The sequence below is a fragment of the Ureibacillus sinduriensis BLB-1 = JCM 15800 genome, from assembly GCF_000772955.1.
Classification (GTDB): Bacteria; Bacillota; Bacilli; order Bacillales_A; family Planococcaceae; genus Ureibacillus; species Ureibacillus sinduriensis.
Genome location: NZ_JPVO01000055.1, coordinates 523,534 through 541,542 on the forward strand (window position 1 = coordinate 523,534; position 18,009 = coordinate 541,542).

Sequence of the window (18,009 nt, forward strand, 5' to 3'; positions counted from 1 at the left end):
ATATTTTTTAAACACTTTTTTCATATGTATGAGTAAGCGTTTTTTGTTTGTACGATAGAACTCTTCAATTTGGCCAACAATATCGATTATTCATTCCCTATCTGAAAATTTTCGTACAAGGCGTTTTCATATTTGAAGAATGTCGTACATAGACTAAATTACGTAAAGGAGGAGCTACAATAGGCGAAGAAATCTTTCATCAAATAGCGGAAAGAACGAATGGGGACGTATATATCGGTGTTGTAGGGCCTGTAAGAGTTGGTAAGTCTACTTTTGTGAAGAAAATGATGGAGTCGGTTGTGCTCCCGAATATCGTAAACGATGAAGATCGCAAAAGAGCACTGGACGAGCTGCCTCAAAGTTCACCGGGTCCTGTTATTATGACTGCTGAGCCGAAGTTTGTTCCTGCACAGGGAACAGAAATTACAATTGGTGAAAGCGAAATACCGTTCCGTATTCGTTTTGCAGACTGTGTTGGGTATGTAATTGATGGGGTAAGGGGCTACGAGGATGAGGACGGTCCAAAATACGTCCATACGCCATGGCATTCAGAAGCCATTCCATTTGAAGAAGCAGCGAAGATCGGTACGGATAAGGTCATTCGCGACCATGCGAATATCGGTGTTGTCGTAACGACAGATGGCTCGGTTAATGGCATTAGCCGGCAAGCTGCCGAAGTAGCAGAAGAACAAATTGTTCAACAACTGAAAGAAATTGGGAAACCGTTTGTTATTGTGTTGAACTGTCAAATGCCGACACACAATAACACAATGGCCCTTCGTCATGAGTTACTCGAAAGATACGAGGTTCCGGTTATCCCGGTTGCAATTGATCAAATGAATACCAAGGATATGGAATATATCCTTCAAGAAGCACTATATGAGTTCCCTATTGAAGATATCGAGGTGGAGAAACCAGATTGGCTGGATGTATTGGATTATACGCATCCGTTGAATGTCACGCTCTCAGATGCAGTAGGGAATGTGTTGGACTCGGTAACAAAGATCCGTGATGTGTCCCAGGCAGCTTCAGAGTTGCGTGAGATTGATTTTGTAGAAGAAAGTGAAATTGAACGTGTCGATGCTGGTTTAGGTGTAGCAACAGTACGTGTAACGTTGAAACCGGAAATTTATAAAGCTGTATGTAATGAATGGTTGGACGCACCGATCGATACAAAAAAGGATTGGTTGCTCTTCATTAAAGAAGCGGCAGAAGCGAAGCAAGCGCAAAGAAGATTCCGCGAAGCGATTGATGAAGCAAGTGATAATGGATATGGTATCTCTCTACCGACATTGGAAGAATTCCAGCCGAGCGAACCAGAAATCATTAAACAAAATAATTTCTATGGGGTCCGCATGAAAGCAAGTGCACCTTCTTACCATATTATCCGTGTCGATATGGAAACGGAATTTGCGCCTTTAATCGGAACGGAATTCTATGCAAATCAATTACTAAAAGACTTGCAGTATTCATATAAGCATGACCGAGATCAATTATGGCAAACGCAGCTATTCGGCACTACGCTCCATGAAGTGCTTCAAGAGGGAATTCGTTATAAAATGAATGCTGTTCCTCCAAGTGCCAAAAAGAGAATGCGCCAAACGATTGAGAGAATGGTGAATGAAGGCGAACGTGGTTTAGTAACATTCATAATCTAGGAATAATCGCTTCATTACCACAGTTAGGTGAATATTTATGCACTTATATCTTTAGTTACATCTCGTGGTAGCATAGGAGTGGTATGGTAAGCTTCTGGATTAATTCGAAAGAAATGTTTTCTGAAAGTAGCTAAGGGCGAATTTTAAGGGGATTTTAACATTCCATCTGAACTTAGTAGCCTAATGCCAACGTGTAACCTTAATGTATAAAATGAATAAAAATGGTATAAATTAGGAACAGGACTTTTCATTTACCAGGTGAAAAGTCCTGTTATTTATGTTTTGAATGAAAAAAACCGTGCTATTGTTGAAAAACATGGATAAATACAGTTGCACAGGGATTTTCTATATGTTAATCTTTTTACATGATTTAGGTTCATGACCCTTTGAGAGGAGGTGAATGGTGTGAATAAAACAGAATTAGTAAACTCTGTTGCTGAAGCTGCAGGTCTTTCGAAAAAAGACGCTTCTAAAGCAGTTGAAGCTGTATTTGATACAATTCAAGATGCTCTTGCAAAGGGTGACAAAGTACAATTAATTGGTTTTGGTAACTTCGAAGTACGTGAACGTGCCGCTCGTAAAGGGCGTAACCCACAAACAGGTAAAGAAATCGAAATCGCTGCTAGCAAGGTACCTGCGTTTAAACCAGGTAAAGCTCTTAAAGATGCTGTAAAATAATCAAAGCGTCTAGCAGTTACATAGAGCAGTCGTCATGGACAAGCATGATGGCTGCTCTTTTTACTTGTTGAAAAACTTGTTATAATAATGTTTTGTAGGTTTCTCACATCTATGTGCGAAGTTCAAATAATGGGTGGATCCATAATAACGGTAAATAACTAAAATAAATACATACATAACACTTAATATGTCGAACGAAAGGCTATTTTGCGTAAAGGGGAAGGATGTGCTACGATTCTTTTGAGTAGCGACTGTCCGTTTTAACTAGGAGGAAGAAAGATGTCGAAAGTAGATTTAGAAAAAATAGAAGAAGCTGTAAAAATGATATTGGAAGCTGTCGGCGAAGATGTCGAACGTGAGGGACTGCTGGATACCCCTCAACGAGTTTCTAAAATGTATGCTGAAATGTTTAGTGGAATAGATGAAGATCCGAGAGAATTTTTCAGTACAGTATTCCATGAAAATCATGAAGAACTAGTATTAGTGAAAGATATTCCGTTTTATTCTATGTGCGAGCATCACCTTGTTCCATTTTATGGGAAAGCCCATATCGCTTATTTGCCTCAAGGAGGCAAAGTTGCAGGGTTGAGCAAGCTCGGCAGATGTGTCGAATCTGTAGCTCGAAGACCTCAGTTGCAGGAAAGAATCACATCGACAGTGGCAGATACACTTATGGAAATGCTGGAGCCTTATGGTGTGTACGTGGTAATCGAAGCAGAGCACATGTGCATGACAATGCGGGGATTAAAAAAACCTGGCTCCAAAACAGTTACTTCAGTGGCACGTGGTGTTTATGCCGAAAATGACGTTTTGCGAAGAGAAGTAATTTCATTTATTCAAATGTCTTAAAACTATAGTTTTAATATGATATGATGTACAAGAAAATGTTTTAACTTCATTCTAGAAGAAACGTATTGGACATGGGGCTAATAGAGAGAGGGAGTTGGATAAAAGCTTCCGCAACCATGCGGACATTTGCTGACTTCACCTGCATCGTGCAGGCCTCGAGCTCGGGTAAAACCCTTGGCGCAAATATTTTGGCTATGGTGACGAAAAGAAATATTTAAACGACTGTCGAAATAGCCAGGCATAATTTGATTTTGAGGAGACAAAACAAGATGACTCAACCTGATTATATTATTATTGAAGCTCAAGAAGATGGCGTACATGTAATAGGTTTGACACGCGGTACGGATACTAAATTCCATCATTCCGAAAAATTGGATACTGGGGAAGTAATGATCGCCCAGTTTACGGAACATACATCTGCAATGAAAATTCGTGGAAAAGCAAAGATTTTTTCGTCACATGGCACGATTGAAAGTGGATCGAAAAAGTAATATTTAAATGTTTTTTTACACAAAATGACTAACAGTAATTGTTATATACGAAAGTTAATTTAATTTGTATTGGTGAACCAAACGAAACAATGCAATGGAGCCACACATTGCACTTTAAGTAGAATGGAGTAATTTCTATGGATGCAACATACATTCAACAGTCAATTGAACAATTAAAAACAAATATTTTCATGCATGTTCGTCATAGAACTTTGATTCAACATACGGGATCACCAGTGCTCGATGAAAATCAATTGTTTTATTTGTTATTACCATTTCTAAATGGAGAAAAGTGGGATGAGCAAATTTTTGAGAGTGCGATTACGGTAGGTATCGTTCATGCTTCACTAAACGAACACGATAAAATTAGCGAAAAAAATGCAACTAGTAAGGAACAGCAGCTTACAGTTCTTTCGGGTGATTATTATAGTGGACGTTATTATGAGATTTTGGCGCATTCCGGCAACATTTCTCTCATTCGACAGCTTTCTGAAGGGATCGTGAGCCGGTGTGAGCATCAAATTAAGCAATATGAAGCATCACAATACACGATCAATGAGTGGTATCAAGTTATTTCCGTCATTCAAACAGAGCTGATTAAGCGTTTTTATCAAGTATACGAGTATGAACAATATGGTTCATTTATGCATACGGGTTTATTATTGCTTCAATTGCAGAAGGAACTTCAACTGCATCAATCCGGTACAACTTCAAACCTGTTTGCTAAAATGCAGGATAGTGTTCTGGGGGAAGAAGGTTCAATTGAGTTAATCATCCAAAAAGAAATTGATTCTCTCAAAAGCTTGTTAAACGAAAATATCAGGACGTCCACAATATTAAAGGACGACTTAAAGTTATACATACAGCATCAAGTTGCGTTAAATGAGAAAGTAACGCGGGAAAGGTAATGAAAAAATGGCTAAATCGAAAGAACAACACGTACACGAAGTTTTTGAGAACATATCAGATAGCTATGACAAAATGAATTCAGTAATTAGCTTTCAACTGCATGTAAAGTGGCGTGAGGACACGATGAAACGAATGGCTGTTGAACCAGGTTCCAAATGTCTGGATGTTTGTTGTGGTACAGCCGACTGGACAGTAGCGCTTGCAAAGGCAACTGGGGAAACAGGTGTCGTGAAAGGCTTGGACTTCAGTAAAAATATGCTGAAAGTTGGGGAGAACAAAGTTAAACCTTATCCTCAGGTCGAATTGATTCACGGCAATGCCATGGAACTCCCATTCGAAGATGATACATTTGATTATGTAACGATCGGATTCGGTTTACGCAATGTTCCGGATTATATGCAAGTCTTGAAAGAAATGAACCGAGTGTTGAAGCCTGGTGGGATGGCTGTGTGTCTGGAGACATCACAATCCGAAATTCCAGTATACAGACAATTATTTAGATTCTATTTCAACCACATCATGCCATTATTCGGAAAGCTATTTGCAAAAAGCTATAAAGAATATTCATGGTTGCAGGAGTCCGCAAATGATTTCCCAGGGATGAAAAAGTTAGCGAAAATGTTCGAGGAAGCAAACTTTGAAAAAGTAACATATAAGCCGTATAGTGGTGGGGCTTCCGCTATGCATATGGGCTTTAAAAAAGAAAACTAGGGGGAGAAGGGTTCGCGCGTGGAAAAGATGAAGCTAACATTACTTTATTCCGATTTGAAATCGGATATAGACATCATCGAAAAAGAATTAGAAACTGCGTTAAACTCGTCTTCACACTTGATAAATGACGCCTCTCTCCATTTGTTGCAGGCTGGCGGCAAACGGATTCGCCCTGTTTTTGTCTTAATGAGTGCAAAATTTGGGCAGTATAATATCGATCAAATCAAAAATATTGCCGTACCGCTGGAGTTAATTCATATGGCATCACTTGTACATGATGATGTTATTGATGATTCGGATTTGAGAAGGGGTAGGCATACTGTAAAAGCGCAATGGAATAACCGTGTTGCCATGTATACCGGCGACTTTATTTTTGCAAGGGCTTTAGAGTATGTGACATCTATCGACAATGTAAAAGTTCATCAAATTTTAGCCAAAACAATGGTTGAAATTTGTAATGGTGAAGTTATTCAAATTGAAGATAAGTTTCGTAACAATCAAAACCTAAAAGATTATTTCCGCCGTATAAAGCGAAAAACAGCATTGCTTATTGAATCAAGCTGTGAACTTGGGGCTGTCGTTGGTGGACTTGATGTTAAAAACGTAAGACGTTTAAAACGATTTGGCTATTTTGTAGGGATGAGCTATCAAATTGTCGATGACATTTTGGATTTCACTGCAACGGATAAAGAGCTGGGCAAACCTGCTGGAAGCGATTTACTTCAGGGCAACATTACGTTGCCTATTCTATTGCTTAAAGATCATCCCACGATTTTGCGTTTTGTTGAAAAAGCAAGCAAAGGTAGTGTATCGGAATCGGATCGAATGGAAATGTTAAAGGTGGTTCGCAATTCTGATGCAATCAAGAAAGCGATTGCTTTAAGTAATCAGTATTTGAGAAAAGCGTTAAAAGAAGTGGACGCTTTACCGAACCACCCTATGAAGAAAAAACTAAGAGACGTGGCTTTATTTATTGGGAAACGTAAATTTTAAACAAAAATAACAAGGTTTTAATAGTAAAAGTTGATGTATTCCGGTTCTTTTGGTAATATTTATCGGTAGGTGTAACGCCTTTAGACAAACTTAAGGAGTGTTTTATAATTATGGCAATCGAAAAAACTTTTTTAATGATTAAACCAGACGGAGTAAAACGTCAAGTAATCGGAGATATCGTGAACCGTTTTGAACGTCGTGGGTTCGAATTAAAAGGTGCTAAACTAATGGTAGCTTCACGTGAAGTTGCTGAAGCTCATTATGCAGAACATGCGGACAAACCATTCTTTGGCGAATTAGTTGACTTTATCACTTCAGGTCCTGTATTCGCTATGGTATGGGAAGGCGAAAGCGCAATTTCATTAGCCCGTACGATGATGGGTGCTACAAAACCAGCTGATTCTCAACCAGGAACGATCCGTGGTGACTTCGCTACTACAATTTCTGAAAACATAATTCACGGTTCAGATTCAGCAGAGTCTGCAGAACGTGAAATTGGCTTATGGTTCGGCGGAGAATTAGCTTAATTCCTGCTTTGCAATAATATGAAAATAAAAATAACTATTGCGCATATGCAATAGTTATTTTTTGGTTGTTTGGAAACAATTTCGTTGAAATTTGGTATATAATCGGTTTTGGAGGTGAAAGAATTGGAAGATTACGTAATTTTAGTATTAGGAATTGTATTGATAGGTGCTGCAATACCAATCACGGCAATATTGACTAGCCATCTAAGCAAGCAATCAAAATTGAAGCTGGAAGTGCTGAAGCAAGAAATCGAACTGGAAAAAGTGAGAAAAGAAGGATATATCATTGAAACAGAAAAGCTTCGATTAGAAATAGAACAAACTAGACAGCAATTAACATTGGATCAACCAGTCCAATTCAAGTTGGAAGATAGGTAGTGAAAAAAGTCACTTTTTCCACCCTCTTTGGCTATGTAAAATAGTCGAAATGATATATATTTCCGATTTTCTGTATTTCCTATATAATGAAATGAGGAACTAACGAGGGGAAAGATAACCAATGTCAGATTATGAACAATTTATTACTGGAATAAATAAAAAAACAGGTATCAATTTAGCTCTCTATAAAGAAGCGCAAATGAAGAGACGATTAACTTCTCTATATGAAAAAAAGGGATATCGTGATTTTGTCGAATTCTTGCTGGCACTTGAAAGAGACCGGGATCTAATGAATGAATTTCTAGATAGGATGACAATTAATGTTTCGGAATTTTACCGTAACGGCAAACGATGGGAAATTTTGCGAAATAAAATATTTCCGTTATTGCTTCAGTCCAATAAAAGATTGAAAATTTGGAGTGCTGCTTGTTCAACGGGGGAAGAGCCCTATACAATCTCGATGGTATTATCCGAACATTTGCCACTTTCTCAAATTCAAGTACTGGCAACAGATCTTGATGAAAATGTCATCCAGAAAGCTAAATTAGGCCTATATCCAGAACGTTCCCTTGCGGAAGTTCCAAATGATGTGAAGATGAAGTATTTCATCCAGGAAGGTTCTTTCTTTAAAGTCAAAGATGAAATTAAAAGAACGGTCAATTATAAAAAGCATAATTTGTTGAATGATCAATACGAATCAAATTATGATCTAATTGTGTGCCGTAATGTCATGATTTATTTTACAGAGGAAGCAAAAGACCAAATATACCATAAGTTCAGCAAGGCGTTACGCCCAGGCGGGATTTTGTTCGTTGGCTCTACGGAACAAATCTTTAACCCTGCTCAATATGGCTTCGAAATTGAAGATACTTTCTTTTATCGAAAAAAATAATTGGAATAGCCATAACATTTATTTATATGTCCTTTTAACTTCGCTTTTCGGATTGTACGGAAAGCGTATTTTACTATAAAATGACCTTTTCTGAAGTAAGTATGAACAGGTTAAGGGATTTTTTGAGATATTGATATATAATGGAATATCTGAATATTCGGTACTATTTTGCGTGTTAATTCAAAAATAGCACTGTTTTTTGGATTGTAATATGTTATATTTAAAAATACATACTTTAGCGAGTTGAAGGGAGAAAGTGTTTTATGCGTTACCTTACTGCAGGAGAGTCTCACGGACCACAATTAACCACAATAATCGAGGGTCTTCCATCCTTGCTGCCAATATCAGCAGAAGCCATCAATTATGATTTGAAACGACGTCAGGGCGGCCACGGCCGAGGAAGACGGATGCAAATAGAAACTGATACTGTCGAAATTGTAGGTGGTGTTCGTCATGGAAAAACACTGGGTTCCCCGGTTGCATTGGTTGTTAAAAATGATGATTGGAAACATTGGACGAAAATAATGGGGGCTGAACCACTTCCCGAAGATGTTGATCCAAACGAGATCAAACGTCAAATCTCCCGCCCGCGTCCTGGGCATGCAGATTTGGTCGGTGGCATGAAGTATGGCCATAGAGATTTACGCAACGTTTTAGAGCGCTCCAGTGCCCGAGAAACAACAGTTCGTGTAGCGGTAGGATCCGTTGCGAAGGCGTTGCTAAGAGAGTTAGGTATCTCAATTGTCGCACACGTTACAGAGATTGCCGGCATCAAGGCAGATACAACAAAAGTGGAAGGCAAATCTGTAAATGATATCCGTAAAATAGTGGAACAGGATCCGTGTTATTGTGTTGACGCGGAAGCTTCTAGCCAAATGGTTCAAATGATTGATGATACTAAAAAAGCAGGAGACTCCATCGGTGGTGTTGTGGAAGTAATTGTTGAAGGACTCCCGGCTGGAATCGGTTCCTATGTACATTATGATCGAAAGCTGGACGGCAGGCTTGCTCAGGCAATGTTATCGATCAATGCTTTCAAAGGTGTTGAATTTGGCATTGGATTTGAAATGGCCCGTCGCAAAGGATCGGAAGTTCACGATGAGATTCTTTGGGATGAAGTGGATGGCTATACTCGAGCAACAAACCGTCTCGGTGGTCTGGAAGGCGGAATGTCAACTGGTATGCCGATAGTGGTTCGAGGTGTAATGAAACCAATTCCAACATTATATAAACCTTTACAAAGTGTTGATATTGAAACGAAAGAACCTTTCAAAGCAAGTGTAGAACGATCTGATAGCTGTGCAGTACCAGCGGCGTCCATTGTTGCAGAAAATGTGATCGCTTGGGAAGTGGCAAGTGTGCTAGTAAATCAGTTTCATAGTGATCAATTGCCGCAGTTGAAAGCACAGATTGAAGAAATGAGAAAATACTCAAAGGAGTTTTAAAAATGAAAATTCCAGTAAACACAGCATCACACCAATATGAAGTTGTGATTGGGAAGAACATTTTAAAAAGTGCAATTGAATCCTTATATGAACGACTACCGAAAATAGATAAAACCATCGTATTGACAGATCAAAACGTATGGGAAGCAGGAAAGGACTATTTTTCTGCAAACTTCCCATATCCTTTTGAAGTCTTTGTGATGCCACCGGGTGAAGAGTGCAAAAGCTTTGATAATTATAAGGAGGCTCATTCGTTTTTAATCGAAAATGGATGCACCCGCAAATCACTTATAATGGCCTTCGGTGGGGGAGCGGTTGGGGATTTGACTGGTTTTGTTGCAGCGACATATATGCGTGGGGTTCCTTTTGTGCAAATCCCTACGACCATTTTGGCTCACGATTCGGCCGTTGGAGGCAAAACAGCCATCAACCACCCGCAAGGAAAGAATTTAATCGGTGCATTCTATCAGCCAAAGGCAGTAATTTATGATATGGAATTTTTAAGTACTTTAAGTGAACGTGAAATTCGCTCAGGAATGGCAGAAGTCATCAAGCATGCAATGATATCCAATGAAAAATGGCTAAAAGAAATAATGTTGATCGATTCGATTGCCAACATCGAAACTGATAAACTGGCATCTTATTTAAAGGCCGGTATTGAAGTGAAGGCAAAAATTGTTGCTGAAGATGAAACAGAGCAATCGGTGCGGAAATATTTGAATTTTGGTCATACATACGGTCATGCCATCGAAGCTGCTGCAGGGTATGGAGGAATAGCTCATGGGGAAGCCGTTGTAATGGGAATCGTCTACGCTTTGCTTTTAAGTGAGCGGTATGGAAATGTTTCAAGGAAGTTCACAAAATCTTTTCTGCAATTTGCATACAATAACGGATACCCGTTTGAAGCAGTCTCAAGTTATACATTTGATTCGCTAGAACCGTTTTTAGTTAAAGATAAGAAGGTTGAATATGGCGAACTGCAATTCGTTCTACTTAATGCTATCGGTGAGCCATTTATGCAATCCATATCATTATCGGTATGTCGAGAAATAGATTCGGAGTATCGGGCTTTACTCTTGGAGGTGTGTAAATGATTAGAGGGGTAAGAGGCGCAACCACAGTTACCGAGGATAAGGCGGAGCTTATTTTTAAAGAAACCGAAATTTTGGTGAAGGAAATAGTCCGTGCCAATGGAATATTGGCAGAAGATATCATCTCGGTACTAATTTCGACAACGGCGGATATCACTTCCGGCTTTCCTGCAAAAGCAGTACGCTCCATTGAAGGCTGGGAATATGTACCGACAATGTGTACACATGAAATGAATGTTCCGAATGCGCTTCCCCTATGTATTCGGGTTTTGCTGCATGTGAATACAGAGTTGCATCAAAAAGATGTACGGCATATTTATTTGAACAAAGCGGTTAGTTTACGTCCAGACTTAGTACAAGAAACAAAAAAGTAAGGAGACATTAATTATGAAATGGAAACAGCAAATATACGGAATGAAAGCATACCAACCGGGTAAACCGATTGAGGAAGTAAAGAGAGAATTTGGACTAAGTGAAGTAGTAAAGCTTGCCTCCAATGAAAACCCATATGGATTCTCTCCAAAGGTAAGAGCGTTTCTATCTGATGATCATTCAAATCATGCACTTTATCCAGATGGCTATGCACAGGAGTTGCGTACAGCCGTTGCCGCTCATTTAGATGTCAAAGAAACGCAAGTCATTTTCGGGAATGGATCGGATGATTTAATTGCAATCATTACACGAGCATTGCTTTACCCCGGGGTTAACACGGTTATGGCAACTCCATCGTTTTCGCAATATCGCCATAATGCACAGATAGAAGGGGCTGAAACTAGGGAAATCCCAATGCGAAATGGAAAACATGACCTGGTTGCGATGTTGGAAGCGATTGATGGGAATACATCGGTCGTTTGGGTATGCAATCCCAATAATCCAACAGGGACAATCGTCAGTGATGATGAACTACAAGATTTCTTAAATAAGGTTCCCTCTGAAGTGCTAGTTGTATTGGATGAAGCATACTTCGAATACGTAAACTCATCAGACCACAAAGACACACTTCCGTATATTGATAAATATCCTAATGTAATTATTTTGCGTACTTTTTCCAAAGCATATGGACTTGCATCGTTCCGGGTAGGTTATGGCATTGCACAAGAGGAAGTAATCGCTAAATTGGATGCTGTTCGGGCTCCTTTCAATAACACGATCCTAAGCCAAAAAGTCGCAATTCTTGCCTTGGCTGACCAGACTTTTATCGAGGAATGCAAAGAGAAAAATGATGCCGGAAAAAAACAATACATTGAGTTTTGCAAAAAACATAATTTGGACTACTACCCAACGGAAACAAACTTTATATTATTTCAAGTAAAAGCCGACAGTGATGTAGTGTTTAAAGAGATGATGAAGCGAGGCTTTATTATCCGAAGTGGGAATGCGCTCGGAACCCCTGGCTATATTCGCGTTACGATTGGGACTGAAGAACAAAATGACAAGTTTTTATCTTTACTTGAGGAAGTTCTTACGGAACAGGGAGTTTTCGCATGACACGGAATGTCCTTGTCATCGGATTGGGGTTGATAGGGGGCTCTATTGCGCTTTCTTGTCAAAAAGCACCGAACACGAAAGTACTCGGATTTGATTTAAACGAAAATACTTGTCATCAAGCAAAAACTCTAAGTATTGTCCATGAAGTGGTGGATGATGTCATACAATCGGCAAGTACCGCGGATATCATCATCTTTGGAACACCGGTGAATGCGACACTGGAGTGGTTAGAGGAAATGAAGAACTGGCCACTCAAGAAAAATGTAATCGTGACGGATACTGGAAGTACTAAAGGATTAATTATGGAAAAGGCTGCCCAATTACGGGAACTAGGAATTACGTTTATTGGCGGTCACCCAATGGCCGGTTCCCATAAAAGTGGTGTGCAAGCCGCAAAAACATATCTTTTCGAAAATGCTTATTACATGTTGACCCCATTAAAAAATGAAAACGAAGAATCAATCAAAAAACTAGAAGATCTGCTAAAATTCACACTAGCAAAAATAGTGCTGCTTGATGCACATGAACATGATCATATGACAGCTGTCGTTAGCCATTTTCCTCATATTGTTGCAGCATCGTTAGTTCATCAGCTGCAAAGTGAACAGCAAAATTATCCGATGACAAGTATGCTTGCTGCGGGCGGTTTCCGTGACGTCACACGAATCGCTTCTTCCAATCCACTTATGTGGAAGGATATTGTGCTTCAAAATCGTGAAGAGTTGCTAGTACAGTTAAATGCTTGGCAGCATGAAATGGAACGAGTCAAATCAATAATCCTTAGCCATAACGGGGAAATTATTGAAGATTATTTTGCGTCTGCAAAAGAAGTTCGAGACAAATTACCGATCAACACAGGAGCATTTTATACAACTTATGATTTATATGTGGATATCCCTGACTATCCAGGAGTAATATCCGAAATAACTGGTTATTTGGCTCAGGAACACATAAGTATCACCAATATTCGAGTAGTTGAAGCACGTGAGGATATATTTGGTATTTTGGTAATAAGCTTTCAAAATGCAGAAGATCGAGAGAAAGCACAAGGATGCATCAGCAGAAGAACAAAGTATGAAATGTATATGTCATAAATAAGTATCGATTTATTGAAAGGAGCATAAGTATGTCTTCTACAACAAGTTTATATTATAAGAATGCAAGTCTAAAAGGAACAATCACTGTTCCTGGTGACAAATCCATATCTCATCGGTCTGTCATGTTTGGATCGATTGCAAAAGGCAAAACAACTGTAAGCGGTTTTCTTTTAGGGGAGGATTGTCTTAGTACAATCGATTGCTTTCGCAAGCTTGGTGTAGAAATACATGTCGAAGGAACAAATGTTGAGATTATAAGTCCGGGCATGGATAACTGGGAAGAACCAAAAGAAGTGTTGTACACGGGTAATTCAGGCACTACAACTAGACTTATGTTGGGAATCTTATCCGGTACAACATTGCATACCGTAATGACGGGTGATGCGTCAATTGGAAAACGGCCAATGCGTAGAGTTGCAGATCCACTTCGATTAATGGGTGCAAAAATTGCTGGCAGAGACAATGGACAGTATACACCATTGGCAGTTCAGGGGACACAGTTGAGAGCAATCGACTATACAATGCCTGTGGCCAGTGCGCAAGTGAAGTCAGCAATATTGCTGGCAGGGCTGCGGGCTGCGGGGACTACCGTTGTAAGAGAAAAGGAAATCTCCCGCGATCACACTGAAAGAATGCTGAAACAATTTGGTGCCCACATTGAAGTGGCGGATGGCGTTGTAGCATTCAAAGGCGGCCAACAGCTCCAAGCAACACATGTCAATGTTCCTGGTGACATCTCATCAGCCGCCTTTTTCTTGGTGGCCGGAGCCATTGTTCCTGGCAGCGAAGTGGTTATGAAAAATGTCGGTGTAAATCCTACGAGAGCAGGAATAATTGAAGTGCTGGAGAAGATGGGGGCGGAATTATCGGTAAAAATGGAGGATAACCATGCTTCCGAACCGACCGCAACACTTACAATCCGTACTTCTGATCTAAAAGCAACGACAGTGGAAGGGGAGATAATTCCACGTTTGATCGATGAAATCCCTATTATTGCGCTTTTAGCAACTCAAGCAAAGGGAACTACAATCATCCGTAATGCGGAAGAGTTGAAAGTTAAAGAAACAGACAGAATTACTGCTGTGGTGACTGAACTCCAAAAACTTGGTGCAAATATTGAAGCGACCGATGATGGGATGATTATTCATGGACCTACAAAACTCCATGGAGCCAAGTTGCAAGCATACGGGGATCACCGTATCGGTATGATGTCCGCAATCGCTGCTTTGATATCAAGCTCTCCTATTGATCTTGATGATACGGAATGTATTGCTGTTTCATACCCTACCTTCTTTGAACATATAGAAGGACTTCTGAACAATGCATAACTTTTGAGATGAAATTTAAATAGTAGGACCTCCTGCGAATTCCAGCAGGACAGGTCCTTTTTCTTGTTTCAATTAAATAAGTAAAGTAGCATAGTATTGACTAAACATAAAAAGGTGAGTAAAAGTTGACAAATACAGCGAACGAAATGATCCAAGCCATTCAAAATGGCGAACTACAACAAATTAATATTTTATTAGAAACATTTTTGCTGAATGAACAAGCTGATGTCCAATACGAGATTGCCGACTTATTAATGCAATACGGTTTTTTATCTGAAGCAGATCGAGTTTTTGAACATTTGCAGTTTTTATTCCCGGATGAGGCTCAAGTAGCCATTGATCGTGCATCGGTATTAATTGAGTTGGGTGAAGAAGATGAGGCCTTGCAGTTACTGATGGGGATTGATTCAGAAACGCCGGAATACCCACAAAGCCTGCTCTTATTGGCGGATTATTACCAAATGCAAGGTTTATATGAAGTAGCCGAACTACGTATTACAGAAGCGCTGGAATTATTGCCTAATGAACCGTTGCTGCAATTTGCAAAAGCCGAACTATTGTTTGAAACTGGCCGCTTTACAGAAGCAGCCCGCATCTACGAAGAGTTGCATGAAAAACAAAAAGAAATCGCAGGGGTTTTATTGGCTTCGAGGTTGGCAGAAGTATTTCGTGCAGGCGGTGGGTATGAAACTGCCATGGATTACTATATGGAAGCATTGGAGGACACTGTAACACCCGACTTATTATTTGGGTCTGCCTATGCGGCTTTCCAAACAGAAAAATTTGAACTGGCCACTAAACAGCTGGAGGACCTAAAAGAATTGGATCCGGATTATTTTAGTGCCTACTTATTATTAGCGGAAAGCTATGCAATGATGGAAGATAATAAAAGAGCGCTAAAAATCATTGAAGAAGGTTTGAAGCGTGATGAATATGAAAAATCCTTCTATTTATTTGCAGGCAAAATGGCTTTGAAAAATAATTTGCCAAACGAGGCTGTCCATTACTTGCAGGAAGCCATCGCACTTGATCCGGAATATATGGAAGCCATTCTAGTCCTTATGTCAATTTACGCAAATCAAGAGCGGTACGAAGAAATTATAGAATTATATGAAAATTTAAAAAATAACGATTTCGACTGGAGTGCTTTATATCCCTTCGTTGCTGATGCTTATGCCAAGAATGAGGACTATGAACGTGCATGCGAAATTTATAAGATAGCATATAATGATTTTAAAGACGAACCATCGTTTTTAGAAAAATATTGTTATTTCTTGATTGAAGAAGGAAAAAGAGAGGAAGCACGAAGTATCGTTAATCAGTTAATTGCTTTGGAACCTACAGAGCAACAATGGTTAGATCTTCTCTACACTCTTGAATAAAAGGAGGGATAGCAAAGTGACTTCTTCCATTCCGATTATTGATAAAAAAACTTTTGTTCGTTGGTTTCTAAAAAATTACCAATTAAAAAGAAGAGAATGTGTTTGGATACTGAATTATTTATTAAGTAATGATAGCCTGCTTGAAAATATCCACTTTGTTGAAGAAGCGCATTATTGTCCGAGAGCGATTGTCATGTCCTCGGTAGATTCAACTGGAGTACCATTTCGGTTTTATAAAGGAAATATCATGACAAGCGATGCCGAAAAGTCTTTTCATGATTTACGATTACATCCTGGTGAGAGCATGTATATCCAATTGAACTTTCCCAATATACCGCCGAGTCAACAGTATTTGGCTGTGCTGGAGGAAAATCCATTTATGCCAAAGTATTTGCATATTAGCGAGAAAGATCGACTTATTGCAGAGGAAATGTTGAATAATAGTTTGTTGGCATTTCAAGAAGAGAAATTATTGAAAGAAATCGATGATGCGTTGGATAAAGGAGATAAAGAAAGATTTTATTCGCTATCCAACTTATTACAGGCATTGAAGCAAACTACTAAAAATGTGTAATAAAATCGTAAGTTAGTATTGAATTTTAATGTTTATGCTATGACTTTATGATTAATGATAGAGTTTCGTTGTGAGGATCAAGTTGTTCGTCGAAATTGATCTGCACGGAGTTTTTAAAAATTCAATTGATATAAGCGCTAGAACGGTCGAATCTTGAAGTGCTGTCATACAAACCGGGGTACATTGAAGCACTGGTTTTTGACAAGGTCCATATGCGACGAACGGACAATTAGTTCAAAATGCGATCGATTGTCGGTAGTCCCAGTCTCATTCAGCCTTAGGTATAGAGGCTGGATGAGATTTATTTGTGGGATTGAGTCAAACTTGTAAAATCGATTGAAAATTAAACTGTTATTTTTTATTGTTTTTGGCAATAGTAAATATTGATATATGGAGGAGAAGAAATGTTTTTTAATGGGAATGATGTACAACAATTTCAAACACAGAAGGATTTCATAGATACGGCGCTGGTCCCGCTGCTTTTTCTCGAATTCGATGATGCAAGGATAAGACAGAGTAGCTCGGCGACAGATTTTTTAATGTCCCTGACAGCATTTGTTGAACAGCAGTTCAAAGGGAGATTGATGCTTGTCCCTCCATTTTCTTATACGAATCAAACAAAAGATGGTTTGGCAGTCAACCTACTAAAGGAAGAGTTACAAAGTACAGGCTTTAAATACGTCATCTTTATCACAACCGATCACACTTGGACAAGCCATAGTGAACAACTGGACGTAATATGGCTGCCCCCAATTCCTCTGGAGTCCATGGATAAAGGGGTAAAGAAAACCGTGCTGGAAGAACAATTAAAGCAAATAATACCAGTACTAACTTCCAAATGGTACTAAAGTTAGTAAATTGTTTCATTAAATGTTCACAAACTTGTCGAAAGTATAGAAAGCCAATATTGACCAACCTATTTTCTTGATATATCATAGATATGTCCTAGTAATTACTATTTGTAAAAGTATGTCCGTTGGACTGACCTTTTAGTTAGAGGGGGGAAAAGGATGAGTAACAATCGAGTTTCAAGACGTCAATTTCTTAACTACACTTTAACTGGTGTTGGTGGATTTATGGCGGCGGGTATTTTAATGCCAATGGTACGCTTTGCAATTGATCCAGCTTTACAGACTAAAGCTGAGGGAGATTTTGTACAAACTAGCCAAAAAGTTGCAGATATTACAGAGGAGCCTGTAAAAGTTGACTTTTCATATGAACAAGTTGATGCATGGTATACATCTGAAGTTACTGATACTGCTTGGGTTTATAAAAGTGGAGATTCAATAGTTGCACTATCGCCAGTTTGTAAACACTTAGGCTGTACTGTTAACTGGAACAGTGATACTGAGCACCCAAATCAATTCTTCTGTGCTTGTCACGGTGGACGTTATGAAAAAACTGGTAAGAACGTTCCAGGTACACCACCATTAGGTCCATTAGATGCGTATGAAGTATCAGAAAAAGATGGCTTTTTATTGCTTGGGAAAAAAATCGCAAATAATTTAGCTTAATTAG

At 39.1% G+C, this 18,009-nt stretch carries 20 protein-coding genes; all 20 read left to right on the forward strand.

The window, feature by feature from the left end:
• Nucleotides 1-179 precede the first annotated feature (179 nt).
• Entirely contained in the window at nucleotides 180-1,658 is a 1,479-nt protein-coding gene (gene spoIVA, locus CD33_RS18425; protein ID WP_036203618.1) for a stage IV sporulation protein A, read from the forward strand.
• Nucleotides 1,659-2,063: 405 nt separating this feature from the next.
• Nucleotides 2,064-2,336: a non-specific DNA-binding protein Hbs gene (gene hbs, locus CD33_RS18430; protein WP_004232618.1), complete on the forward strand. Its 273-nt coding sequence runs from the start codon at nucleotides 2,064-2,066 to the stop codon at nucleotides 2,334-2,336.
• A gap of 279 nt (nucleotides 2,337-2,615) precedes the next feature.
• The gene (gene folE / locus CD33_RS18435) at nucleotides 2,616-3,185 is read left to right on the forward strand and encodes a GTP cyclohydrolase I FolE (protein WP_036203621.1); all 570 of its coding nucleotides are present in this window, start codon (nucleotides 2,616-2,618) and stop codon (nucleotides 3,183-3,185) included.
• Nucleotides 3,186-3,454: 269 nt separating this feature from the next.
• On the forward strand, nucleotides 3,455-3,676 hold the full coding sequence (gene mtrB / locus CD33_RS18440; RefSeq protein ID WP_036203626.1) for a trp RNA-binding attenuation protein MtrB: 222 nt from the start codon (nucleotides 3,455-3,457) through the stop codon (nucleotides 3,674-3,676).
• A gap of 137 nt (nucleotides 3,677-3,813) precedes the next feature.
• Nucleotides 3,814-4,584: a heptaprenyl diphosphate synthase component 1 gene (locus CD33_RS18445; RefSeq protein WP_036203629.1), complete on the forward strand. Its 771-nt coding sequence runs from the start codon at nucleotides 3,814-3,816 to the stop codon at nucleotides 4,582-4,584.
• A gap of 7 nt (nucleotides 4,585-4,591) precedes the next feature.
• A complete protein-coding gene (locus tag CD33_RS18450; protein WP_036203632.1) occupies nucleotides 4,592-5,296 on the forward strand; it encodes a demethylmenaquinone methyltransferase in 705 nt (234 codons plus the stop codon).
• An 18-nt stretch (nucleotides 5,297-5,314) separates the two neighbouring features.
• A complete protein-coding gene (gene hepT / locus CD33_RS18455; RefSeq protein WP_084591410.1) occupies nucleotides 5,315-6,289 on the forward strand; it encodes a heptaprenyl diphosphate synthase component II in 975 nt (324 codons plus the stop codon).
• Between the two features lie 110 nt (nucleotides 6,290-6,399).
• A complete protein-coding gene (ndk, locus tag CD33_RS18460; RefSeq protein ID WP_036203635.1) occupies nucleotides 6,400-6,816 on the forward strand; it encodes a nucleoside-diphosphate kinase in 417 nt (138 codons plus the stop codon).
• 123 nt (nucleotides 6,817-6,939) lie between these two features.
• Complete coding sequence (locus tag CD33_RS18465) at nucleotides 6,940-7,194, forward strand: hypothetical protein (protein WP_052130334.1); 255 nt, start codon at nucleotides 6,940-6,942, stop codon at nucleotides 7,192-7,194.
• A gap of 121 nt (nucleotides 7,195-7,315) precedes the next feature.
• On the forward strand, nucleotides 7,316-8,086 hold the full coding sequence (locus tag CD33_RS18470; RefSeq protein ID WP_036203637.1) for a CheR family methyltransferase: 771 nt from the start codon (nucleotides 7,316-7,318) through the stop codon (nucleotides 8,084-8,086).
• A 263-nt stretch (nucleotides 8,087-8,349) separates the two neighbouring features.
• On the forward strand, nucleotides 8,350-9,531 hold the full coding sequence (gene aroC, locus CD33_RS18475) for a chorismate synthase (protein WP_036203641.1): 1,182 nt from the start codon (nucleotides 8,350-8,352) through the stop codon (nucleotides 9,529-9,531).
• A 2-nt stretch (nucleotides 9,532-9,533) separates the two neighbouring features.
• On the forward strand, nucleotides 9,534-10,625 hold the full coding sequence (gene aroB, locus CD33_RS18480) for a 3-dehydroquinate synthase (RefSeq protein WP_036203644.1): 1,092 nt from the start codon (nucleotides 9,534-9,536) through the stop codon (nucleotides 10,623-10,625).
• Nucleotides 10,622-10,996, forward strand: a complete 375-nt coding sequence (aroH, locus tag CD33_RS18485; protein ID WP_036203647.1) for a chorismate mutase — start codon at nucleotides 10,622-10,624, stop codon at nucleotides 10,994-10,996. The genes aroB and aroH overlap by 4 nt, the downstream gene beginning before the upstream one ends.
• Nucleotides 10,997-11,009: 13 nt before the next feature.
• A complete protein-coding gene (gene hisC / locus CD33_RS18490; RefSeq protein WP_036203650.1) occupies nucleotides 11,010-12,110 on the forward strand; it encodes a histidinol-phosphate transaminase in 1,101 nt (366 codons plus the stop codon).
• Nucleotides 12,107-13,204: a prephenate dehydrogenase gene (locus tag CD33_RS18495; protein WP_036203652.1), complete on the forward strand. Its 1,098-nt coding sequence runs from the start codon at nucleotides 12,107-12,109 to the stop codon at nucleotides 13,202-13,204. Before hisC ends, CD33_RS18495 begins: the two co-directional genes overlap by 4 nt.
• 32 nt (nucleotides 13,205-13,236) lie before the next feature.
• Nucleotides 13,237-14,535 (forward strand): 3-phosphoshikimate 1-carboxyvinyltransferase, encoded by a 1,299-nt coding sequence (aroA, locus tag CD33_RS18500; RefSeq protein WP_036203657.1) that lies wholly within the window; start codon nucleotides 13,237-13,239, stop codon nucleotides 14,533-14,535.
• A gap of 146 nt (nucleotides 14,536-14,681) precedes the next feature.
• On the forward strand, nucleotides 14,682-15,917 hold the full coding sequence (locus CD33_RS18505; protein WP_036204189.1) for a tetratricopeptide repeat protein: 1,236 nt from the start codon (nucleotides 14,682-14,684) through the stop codon (nucleotides 15,915-15,917).
• Between the two features lie 16 nt (nucleotides 15,918-15,933).
• Nucleotides 15,934-16,491: a ReoY family proteolytic degradation factor gene (locus CD33_RS18510; protein WP_036203660.1), complete on the forward strand. Its 558-nt coding sequence runs from the start codon at nucleotides 15,934-15,936 to the stop codon at nucleotides 16,489-16,491.
• 404 nt (nucleotides 16,492-16,895) lie between these two features.
• Nucleotides 16,896-17,339, forward strand: coding sequence for a DUF2487 family protein (locus CD33_RS18515; protein WP_036203662.1), 444 nt, complete (start codon nucleotides 16,896-16,898; stop codon nucleotides 17,337-17,339).
• Between the two features lie 162 nt (nucleotides 17,340-17,501).
• Nucleotides 17,502-18,005, forward strand: a complete 504-nt coding sequence (locus CD33_RS18520; protein ID WP_036203666.1) for a QcrA and Rieske domain-containing protein — start codon at nucleotides 17,502-17,504, stop codon at nucleotides 18,003-18,005.
• Nucleotides 18,006-18,009 lie beyond the last annotated feature (4 nt).